The sequence below is a fragment of the Rhodoferax sp. genome (genome assembly GCF_011391645.1).
Classification (GTDB): Bacteria; Pseudomonadota; Gammaproteobacteria; order Burkholderiales; family Burkholderiaceae_C; genus Rhodoferax.
The window spans coordinates 1-9,254 of the sequence record NZ_JAABQC010000104.1 but is presented as its reverse complement, the minus strand read 5'-3'; the positions used below and the strand labels follow the sequence as shown (position 1 = coordinate 9,254).

Here is a 9,254-nt window from a genome sequence, read left to right as displayed (position 1 = left end):
GTGGCCAAGGTGATTGCTTAATTCATCGCACTTGGAATAATCGAAGGGGCATAGCTCAATTGGCAGAGCGTCGGTCTCCAAAACCGAAGGTTGTAGGTTCGATTCCTACTGCCCCTGCCACCTGACCCATCCTGTCAGGTGTTCAAAAAGCCCGCTACTCACCTGGCGGGCTTGTGCATCTTGGGAACACAGATCTTTAGTGCTAGTTTAAACAGGCAATATCAACACAACATGGCCACCCCTCAAGTTCAAACTGTCAGTACCGCTGCCGAAAAAGCCAAGCTTGCGGCCGCGGTTGCCTTGGTGATCGCCGCCCTGGTTGCCTATTACGCGTTGAGCAAGCAAGGCCCGCTGTTTCAGTGGCTGGCTTTGCTGGCTTGCCTGGCCATGGCTGTTGTTGTTTATTTGATGTCGGAATCGGGCAAGGCGCTGACTGCCTTTGCCCAGGACGCTGTGCGTGAGACCCGCAAAGTGGTTTGGCCCGCCCGCAAAGAAGCGATCCAGATGACGTTGTACGTGTTTGGTTTTGTTTTCATCATGGCGCTCTTTTTGTGGTTGACCGACAAAACACTGGAATGGGTCTTTTATGACCTTATTTTGGGGTGGAGAAAATAATGACAGATGTGGTGGAAACCCCAATGGAAGATGCGCAAGACGGCGTGCCGGCAACGCCCGTGGCGGCAGCGGTGAATCCTGACCTGCGCTGGTATGTGGTTCATGCCTATTCCGGCATGGAAAAGGCGGTCGAGCGCAACATTCTGGAGCGCATCAACCGTGCCGGCATGCAAGACAAGTTTGGCCGTATTCTGGTGCCCATGGAAGAAGTGGTCGAAATCAAGAACGGCCAGAAAAAAACCACTGAGCGCAAATTCTTTCCAGGCTATGTGCTGGTTGAAATGGTCATGAATGACGACACCTGGCACCTGGTCAAACACACCAACAAGGTGACCGGCTTTGTGGGCGGAGGCAAAACGCGTCCGTCGCCCATTTCCGAGGCCGAGGTGCAGAAAATCGTCAGCCAGATGCAAGAGGGCACCGAGAAGCCGCGTCACAAAGTTGAATTTGTGGTCGGTGAGTATGTGCGGGTCAAGGATGGTCCTTTTGCAGACTTCAATGGCTCGGTGGAAGAAGTCAATTACGAGAAAAGCAAAGTCCGTGTGGCGGTCACCATCTTTGGTCGCGCGACACCGGTTGAGCTTGAGTTTTCGCAGGTGGAGAAAGCCTGAGAAACCTGAAATATTGCGGGTCAGACCACTTGCGCAGCAACGTGCTCTGACCCCAACTGATCAGATGCATTTGTAGTATTTCGTGCCTTTCCGACTCGGTGCGAATGTTTGAAGTGAGTCGTCAACCTCGGGGAGCCGCAGGTTTGCATTTTGCAAATTGAGGCGCTATCACCCGTAAGGAGTTAAACATGGCGAAAAAAATCGTCGGTTTTGTCAAGCTGCAAGTGCCAGCTGGTAAAGCCAACCCATCCCCACCCATCGGCCCGGCCCTGGGTCAGCGTGGCTTGAACATCATGGAATTCTGCAAGGCATTCAATGCCCAGACCCAAGGTATCGAGCCCGGCTTGCCACTGCCAGTGGTGATCACGGCCTTTGCTGACAAGAGTTTCACTTTTGTCATCAAGTCGCCGCCCTCATCGATCCTGATCAAGAAAGCGGTCAAGATTGACAAGGGATCGGCCAACCCGCTCAAAACCAAAGTTGGCAAGATCACCCGGGCCCAGCTCGAAGAAATCGCCAAGACCAAAATCAAGGACCTGACTGCTGCCGACATGGATGCAGCGGTTCGTACCATCGCCGGCTCAGCCCGCTCGATGGGTGTGACTGTGGAGGGTGTTTAAATGGCGCGCTTGACTAAAAAACAAAAAGCCCAGCAAGGCAAAGTGGACAGCGGCAAGCTGTACGCGATTGGCGACGCTCTGGGTTTGGTGAAAGAATTTGCCACGGCCAAGTTTGATGAATCCATCGACGTGGCGGTGCAACTCGGCATTGACGCCAAAAAATCTGACCAGGTGGTGCGTGGCGCTGTCGTGTTGCCCAACGGCACCGGCAAGACCAAACGCGTTGCCGTGTTTGCCCAGGGTGCCAAGGCTGAAGAAGCCAAGGCAGCCGGTGCCGACATCGTCGGTATGGACGACCTGGCTGCCATGATCAAGGCTGGCGACATGCCCTTTGACGTGGTCATTGCCGCCCCGGACGCCATGCGCGTTGTGGGTACTTTGGGTCAGATCCTCGGCCCGCGCGGCCTGATGCCCAACCCCAAGGTCGGTACCGTCACCCCTGACGTGGCCACCGCGGTTAAAAACGCCAAGGCGGGTCAGGTGCAGTTCCGTGTTGACAAGGCCGGCATTGTGCATTCCACCATTGGCCGTCGTTCCTTTGACAGCGACAAGCTGCAAGGCAACCTGGCTGCTCTGGTTGATGCGCTGGTGAAAGCCAAGCCTGCTACCAGCAAGGGTCTGTACTTGCGCAAGGCTGCCGTCTCCAGCACCATGGGTGTTGGCGTGCGTGTCGACCTGCAATCGATTAACGCGTAATGCAAGAAATTGGGCTGTCCGAAAGGGTGGCCTGACGTGGTGGGCTGCGGTGGCTTCAATGCTGCCGCAGGCCATCCAAGACCGTTGGTGTGCCGAGCCCTTGGGCAAAGCACTTAATCAATGACCGCCAACGCAGATGGCGATCCCGCTGCCAAAGAATTTAAAAGTTCCCTAACAGTTGGTCGCTGCAATATGGTGTGCCCTGACGTGACGTTGCTAACAGCACAAACGGGTACTTTTTTAAGGAGTTGACCTTGAGTTTAAATCGCAGTGAGAAAGAAGCGGTCATCAGTGAAGTGACTGGCCTCGCCGCTAAAGCTCAAACGCTCGTGATAGCGGAATACCGTGGCATCACGGTCGCCGACATGACCAAATTGCGCACCATTGCGCGCAGCAATGGCGTCAGCCTGAGTGTGTTGAAAAACACCCTGGCCCGCCGTGCTGTCGCAGGTAGCGGTTTTGAGGTGGTGTCCGACCAGATGACCGGTCCGCTGATCTACGGCTTTTCCGAAGATGCTGTGGCTGCCGCGAAAGTGGTGGCTGACTTCGCAAAGACCAACGACAAGTTGGTGATTCGCGCAGGTGCATTTGCGGGCAAGGCGCTGGACGTGAACGGCGTGAAGCAATTGGCAAGCATTCCTTCCAAGGAAGTGTTGCTGGCACAGTTGTTGGGCTTGATGCAGTCTCCCATTTCACGCATTGCGCGTGTCATGGCGGCTTTGGCAGAGCAAAAGGGCGGCGGCGCAGAAGCCCCCGCAGAGGCCGTTGCAGCGTAACGCTTGCAATGCACAGAAATTAATCAATTGTTAGGAAACAAAATGGCATTCGATAAAGACGCATTTTTGACCGCGCTCGACAGCATGACGGTCATGGAACTCAACGACCTGGTGAAAGCCATCGAAGAGAAGTTTGGTGTCAGCGCTGCAGCCATGTCTGCACCCGCTGCTGGCGGTGGCGCTGCTGCTGCCGTGGTCGAAGAAAAGACCGAATTCAACGTGGTTCTGCTTGAAGCTGGCGCGCAAAAAGTGTCAGTCATCAAGGCTGTGCGCGAGATCACCGGTCTGGGCCTCAAGGAAGCCAAAGACATGGTGGACGGCGCGCCGAAGAACGTCAAGGAAGGCGTTTCCAAGGCTGATGCTGATGCCGCTTTGAAGAAGCTGCTTGACGCTGGTGCCAAGGCCGAACTCAAGTAATTGAGTTTTCCCTGGGGCTGGAGTGCTGTCACAGGCCTCCAGCCTTTGGTGTTTTTGCAGAACACACCGGTAAACGGGTCAAACATTCGTTTACCAGTGTCTTCTAACCCCGACAGCAGAAGATACCTTGGTTCGGGTTGCATGCAAGGTGCAACTGTCCGCCATTGATTGGTAGTGGCCAATCACCAAGCGATAACGTCGTCCAGGACCCTTCCAGTCCTCATTTGCCCGGAGATTTCATGGCTTATTCATACACCGAACGCAAACGGATACGTAAAAATTTTGGCAGCCGCGACAGCGTGCTGGAGATCCCCTACCTGCTGCAAATGCAAAAAGATGCCTACACGGCCTTTTTGCAGATGAGCATTTCCCCCAAAAAACGGACTGACGAAGGCCTCCAGGCGGCCTTCAACGCCGCGTTCCCGATCGTTTCGCACAACGGTTTTGTCGAGATGAAGTACCTCGACTACAACCTTGCGAAACCAGCGTTTGATGTGCGTGAATGCCAGACCCGCGGCCTGACCTATTCGTCTGCCGTGCGGGCCCGTGTGCAACTGATCATTTATGACCGCGAGTCGTCCACCTCGCAAAACAAGGTGGTCAAGGAAGTCAAGGAACAAGAAGTCTACATGGGCGAAGTGCCCCTGATGACTGAAAAAGGCTCGTTCGTCATCAACGGCACCGAGCGTGTCATCGTGTCGCAGCTGCACCGTTCACCCGGCGTGTTTTTCGAGCACGACAAGGGTAAGACCCACAGCTCGGGCAAGCTGCTGTTCTCAGCACGCATCATCCCCTACCGCGGTTCCTGGCTCGACTTCGAGTTCGACCCCAAGGACATCCTGTATTTCCGCGTCGACCGTCGCCGCAAGATGCCGGTCACGATTTTGCTCAAGGCCATCGGCCTGAACAACGAGTCGATCCTCGCCAACTTCTTTGTCAATGACAATTTCCGCCTGATGGACAGTGGTGCCCAGATGGAATTTGTAGCCGAGCGCCTGCGCGGTGAAGTGGCCCGCTTTGACATCACCGACAAGAGCGGCAAGGTCATCGTGGCCAAGGAAAAACGCGTCACCGTCCGCCACACCCGCGAGCTCGAGCAGTCCGAAACCACCCATATCTCGGTGCCCGAAGACTTTTTGGTTGGCCGCGTCGTGGCCCGCAACGTGGTCGACGCCGAAACCGGTGAAATCCTCGCCAAGGCCAACGAAGAACTCACCGAAGTGCTGCTCAAGAAGCTTCGCACCAGCGGTGTGCAGGATCTGGCCTGCATCTACACCAACGAACTCGACCAGGGCGCCTACATTTCGCAAACCCTGCGGACCGACGAAACCGCCGACGAGTTTGCCGCCCGTGTCGCCATCTACCGCATGATGCGCCCCGGCGAGCCACCGACCGAAGACGCCGTGCAGGCCCTGTTCCAGCGCCTGTTCTACAACCCCGACACCTACGACCTGTCGCGCGTTGGCCGCATGAAGTTCAACGCCAAGATGGGCCGCCCGGAATCCACCGGCCCGATGGTGCTGACCAACGAAGACATCCTGGCCGTGGTCAAGGTGCTGGTTGACTTGCGCAACGGCCACGGCCAGGTTGATGACATCGACCACCTCGGCAATCGCCGCGTGCGCTGCGTCGGCGAGCTGGCCGAAAACCAGTACCGCATGGGTTTGGCGCGCATTGAAAAGGCCGTCAAGGAGCGTCTGGGCCAGGCCGAGCAAGAGCCGCTGATGCCGCATGACCTGATCAACAGCAAGCCGATTTCGGCAGCCCTGAAAGAGTTCTTCGGTGCCTCGCAGTTGTCCCAGTTCATGGACCAGACCAACCCGCTGTCCGAGATCACGCACAAGCGTCGTGTCTCGGCGCTTGGCCCGGGTGGTTTGACGCGTGAACGCGCCGGCTTTGAGGTGCGTGACGTGCACGTCACCCATTACGGCCGTGTCTGCCCGATTGAAACGCCTGAAGGTCCGAACATCGGTCTGATCAACTCGCTGGCCCTGTACGCCCGCCTCAACGACTACGGTTTCATTGAAACCCCGTACCGCCGTGTGGTCGACGCCAAGGTCACGATGGACATCGACTACCTTTCGGCCATCGAAGAAGGCAAGTACGTAATTGCCCAGGCCAATGCGGTGCTCGACAAGGAAGGCCGCCTCACTGGCGAGCTGATCTCGGCGCGTGAAGCCGGCGAAACGATCATGGTGGCCGCCGATCGTGTGCAGTACATGGACGTGTCACCGGCGCAGATCGTGTCGGTGGCGGCCTCGCTGGTTCCGTTCCTGGAGCACGACGACGCCAACCGCGCCTTGATGGGCGCCAACATGTCGCGCCAGGCCGTGCCCATCCTGCGCCCTGAAAAGCCGATGGTCGGCACCGGTATCGAGCGTGTTGCCGCCATTGACTCCGGCACCGTGGTGGTCGCCACCCGTGGCGGTGTGGTCGACTATGTCGACGCCACCCGTGTCGTGATCCGCGTCAATGACGCCGAGGCGCAGGCCGGTGAAGTGGGTGTGGACATCTACAACCTCATCAAGTACCAGCGTTCCAACCAGAACACCAACATCCACCAGCGCCCGATCGTCAAAAAAGGCGACCAGCTGGCCAAGGGTGATGTGATCGCCGACGGCGCCTCCACCGACCTCGGTGAACTGGCGCTGGGCCAAAACATGCTCATCGGCTTCATGACCTGGAACGGCTACAACTTCGAAGACTCGATTTTGATCAGCGAGCGTGTCGTGGCCGAAGACCGCTACACCTCGATCCATATCGAGGAACTGGTGGTCATGGCGCGCGACACCAAGCTGGGTGCCGAGGAAATCACGCGTGACATTCCCAACCTCAGCGAGCAGCAGCTCAACCGTCTGGACGAGTCGGGCATCATCTACGTCGGTGCTGAAGTGCAGCCCGGTGACACACTGGTCGGCAAGGTCACGCCCAAGGGCGAAACCACGCTGACACCGGAAGAAAAACTGCTGCGCGCCATCTTTGGCGAAAAAGCCAGCGACGTGAAAGACACCTCGCTGCGCGTGGACCAGGGCTCGCAGGGCACGGTCATCGACGTGCAGGTGTTCACCCGCGAAGGCATCACCCGTGACCGCCGCGCCCAGCAAATCATCGACGACGAGCTCAAGCGCTTCCGCCTGGACCTGAACGACCAGTTGCGCATTGTCGAGGCCGATGCCTTTGCCCGTATCGAGAAACTGCTGGTGGGCAAAGCTGCCAACGGCGGCCCGCAAAAGCTGGCCAAGGGCAGCAAGATCGACGCTGCCTACCTGGCCGCGGTCGAGAAGTTCCACTGGTTCGACATCCGCCCGGCAGACGACGATGTGTCGGCACAGCTGGAAAGCATCAAGAACTCGCTGGAGCAAACCCGTCACCGCTTCGATTTGGCTTTTGAAGAAAAGCGCAAGAAACTCACGCAGGGCGACGAGCTGCCCGCGGGCGTGCTGAAGATGGTCAAGGTCTATGTGGCCGTCAAGCGCCACCTGCAACCCGGTGACAAGATGGCCGGTCGCCACGGCAACAAGGGCGTGGTGTCGAAGATTGTGCCGGTGGAAGACATGCCGCACATGGCTGACGGCACGCCTTGCGATATTGTGCTGAACCCGCTCGGCGTGCCGTCGCGGATGAACGTCGGGCAGGTGCTCGAAGTTCACCTGGGCTGGGCTGGCAAGGGTATTGGCCAGCGCATCGGTGACATGCTGCAGCATGAAAGCCGGGTCGCTGAGCTGCGCGAATTCCTGGGCGAAATCTACAACAGCACCGGCCGCAAGGAAGACCTGGCTCAGCTCGACGATGGCCAGTTGCTTGCCATGGCCGAGAACCTGACCAGCGGCATGCCGTTTGCCACGCCGGTGTTTGACGGTGCCTCCGAAGACGAGATCCGCGCCATGCTCAAGCTGGCCTACCCCGATGACGTGGCCACAGCCAAGGGCCTGACGCCCACCCGCACCCAGGCCTACCTGTACGACGGCCGCACCGGCGACCGCTTTGAGCGCCCGGTCACGGTCGGCTACATGCATTACCTCAAACTTCACCACTTGGTGGATGACAAGATGCATGCCCGCTCCACCGGCCCCTACAGCCTGGTCACGCAGCAACCGCTGGGCGGCAAGGCCCAGTTCGGTGGCCAGCGTTTTGGTGAAATGGAAGTGTGGGCGCTGGAAGCTTACGGTGCTGCCTACACCTTGCAGGAAATGCTCACCGTCAAGTCTGACGACGTGCAGGGCCGCACCAAGGTCTACGAGAGCATCGTCAAGGGTGAACACTCGATCGAAGCCGGCATGCCGGAGTCGTTCAACGTGCTGGTCAAGGAAATTCGTTCGCTCGGTTTGGATATCGAGCTGGAACGCAGCTAACAAGGACACACCATGAAATCATTACTCGACCTGTTCAAGCAATTCACGCCCGATGAGCATTTTGATGCCATCAAGATTGGCATGGCTTCGCCCGAGAAAATCCGCTCCTGGTCTTTTGGCGAAGTCAAAAAGCCGGAAACCATCAACTACCGCACCTTCAAGCCCGAGCGTGACGGTCTTTTTTGCGCCAAGATCTTTGGCCCCATCAAGGACTACGAATGCCTGTGCGGCAAGTACAAGCGCCTCAAGCACCGCGGTGTCATCTGCGAGAAATGCGGCGTTGAAGTCACCCAGACCAAGGTGCGCCGTGAGCGCATGGGTCACATCGACCTGGCCGCGCCCTGCGCCCACATCTGGTTCCTGAAGTCCCTGCCCAGCCGCTTGGGTCTGGTGCTGGACATGACGCTGCGCGACATCGAGCGTGTGTTGTACTTCGAAGCCTACGTGGTGACCGACCCCGGCATGACCCCGCTGAAGAAGTACAGCATCATGTCGGAAGACGACTTCGACGCCAAGTTCAAGGAATACGGCGACGAGTTCCAGGCCAAGATGGGTGCCGAAGGCGTCAAGGATTTGCTGCAAAACCTCGACATCGACAGCTCCATTGAGAAGCTGCGCAATGACCCGAGCGGCTCCGAGCTCAAGATCAAGAAAAACACCAAGCGCCTCAAGCTGCTGGAAGCATTTAAGAAATCGGGCATCAAGCCCGAGTGGATGGTGCTCGATGTGCTCCCCGTTTTGCCGCCGGACCTGCGCCCGCTCGTGCCGCTGGACGGTGGCCGTTTTGCCACGTCTGATTTGAACGACCTGTACCGCCGCGTCATCAACCGCAACAGCCGTCTGCGCCGCCTGCTCGAACTCAAGGCGCCTGAAATCATTGCGCGCAATGAAAAGCGCATGTTGCAGGAAGCGGTTGACTCACTGCTCGACAACGGCCGCCGCGGCAAGGCCATGACTGGCGCCAACAAGCGCGCGCTCAAGTCGCTGGCCGACATGATCAAGGGCAAGGGCGGTCGTTTCCGTCAGAACTTGCTGGGCAAGCGCGTCGACTATTCTGGCCGTTCGGTCATTGTGGTGGGCCCCACGCTCAAACTGCACCAGTGCGGTCTGCCCAAGCTGATGGCGCTTGAACTCTTCAAGCCCTTCATCTTTGCGCGCCTGGAAGCC

General features: G+C 58.0%; 7 protein-coding genes, 1 tRNA gene and 1 pseudogene. All 9 read left to right on the top strand.

The features are described from left to right. Positions 1 to 44: 44 nt before the first annotated feature. Positions 45 to 120: transfer RNA gene (locus tag GPS82_RS11885), tRNA-Trp, on the top strand. A gap of 111 nt (positions 121 to 231) precedes the next feature. Next, entirely contained in the window at positions 232 to 615 is a 384-nt protein-coding gene (gene secE, locus GPS82_RS11880; RefSeq protein ID WP_296494962.1) for a preprotein translocase subunit SecE, read from the top strand. Positions 616 to 638: 23 nt separating this feature from the next. Beyond that, entirely contained in the window at positions 639 to 1,226 is a 588-nt protein-coding gene (nusG, locus tag GPS82_RS11875) for a transcription termination/antitermination protein NusG (RefSeq protein ID WP_296494960.1), read from the top strand. Positions 1,227 to 1,414: 188 nt separating this feature from the next. Beyond that, on the top strand, positions 1,415 to 1,846 hold the full coding sequence (rplK, locus tag GPS82_RS11870; RefSeq protein ID WP_296494958.1) for a 50S ribosomal protein L11: 432 nt from the start codon (positions 1,415 to 1,417) through the stop codon (positions 1,844 to 1,846). After that, positions 1,847 to 2,542: a 50S ribosomal protein L1 gene (gene rplA / locus GPS82_RS11865; protein ID WP_296494952.1), complete on the top strand. Its 696-nt coding sequence runs from the start codon at positions 1,847 to 1,849 to the stop codon at positions 2,540 to 2,542. It abuts the gene before it with no gap. A gap of 254 nt (positions 2,543 to 2,796) precedes the next feature. Beyond that, complete coding sequence (rplJ, locus tag GPS82_RS11860) at positions 2,797 to 3,318, top strand: 50S ribosomal protein L10 (protein ID WP_296494950.1); 522 nt, start codon at positions 2,797 to 2,799, stop codon at positions 3,316 to 3,318. A gap of 42 nt (positions 3,319 to 3,360) precedes the next feature. Further along, positions 3,361 to 3,735: a 50S ribosomal protein L7/L12 gene (gene rplL / locus GPS82_RS11855; RefSeq protein WP_296494948.1), complete on the top strand. Its 375-nt coding sequence runs from the start codon at positions 3,361 to 3,363 to the stop codon at positions 3,733 to 3,735. 239 nt (positions 3,736 to 3,974) lie between these two features. After that, a complete protein-coding gene (rpoB, locus tag GPS82_RS11850) occupies positions 3,975 to 8,087 on the top strand; it encodes a DNA-directed RNA polymerase subunit beta (RefSeq protein ID WP_296494947.1) in 4,113 nt (1,370 codons plus the stop codon). Positions 8,088 to 8,099: 12 nt separating this feature from the next. Continuing rightward, positions 8,100 to 9,254, top strand: a pseudogene (locus GPS82_RS11845) (DNA-directed RNA polymerase subunit beta'); the annotation flags it as partial.

What these genes read in the sequence shown, in the direction of transcription:
- secE (WP_296494962.1), top strand. Translation starts at nt 232, where the DNA reads ATGGCCACCCCTCAAGTTCAAACTGTCAGTACCGCTGCCGAAAAAGCC.
- nusG (WP_296494960.1), top strand. Translation starts at nt 639, where the DNA reads ATGGAAGATGCGCAAGACGGCGTGCCGGCAACGCCCGTGGCGGCAGCG.
- rplK (WP_296494958.1), top strand. Translation starts at nt 1,415, where the DNA reads ATGGCGAAAAAAATCGTCGGTTTTGTCAAGCTGCAAGTGCCAGCTGGT.
- rplA (WP_296494952.1), top strand. Translation starts at nt 1,847, where the DNA reads ATGGCGCGCTTGACTAAAAAACAAAAAGCCCAGCAAGGCAAAGTGGAC.
- rplL (WP_296494948.1), top strand. Translation starts at nt 3,361, where the DNA reads ATGGCATTCGATAAAGACGCATTTTTGACCGCGCTCGACAGCATGACG.
- rpoB (WP_296494947.1), top strand. Translation starts at nt 3,975, where the DNA reads ATGGCTTATTCATACACCGAACGCAAACGGATACGTAAAAATTTTGGC.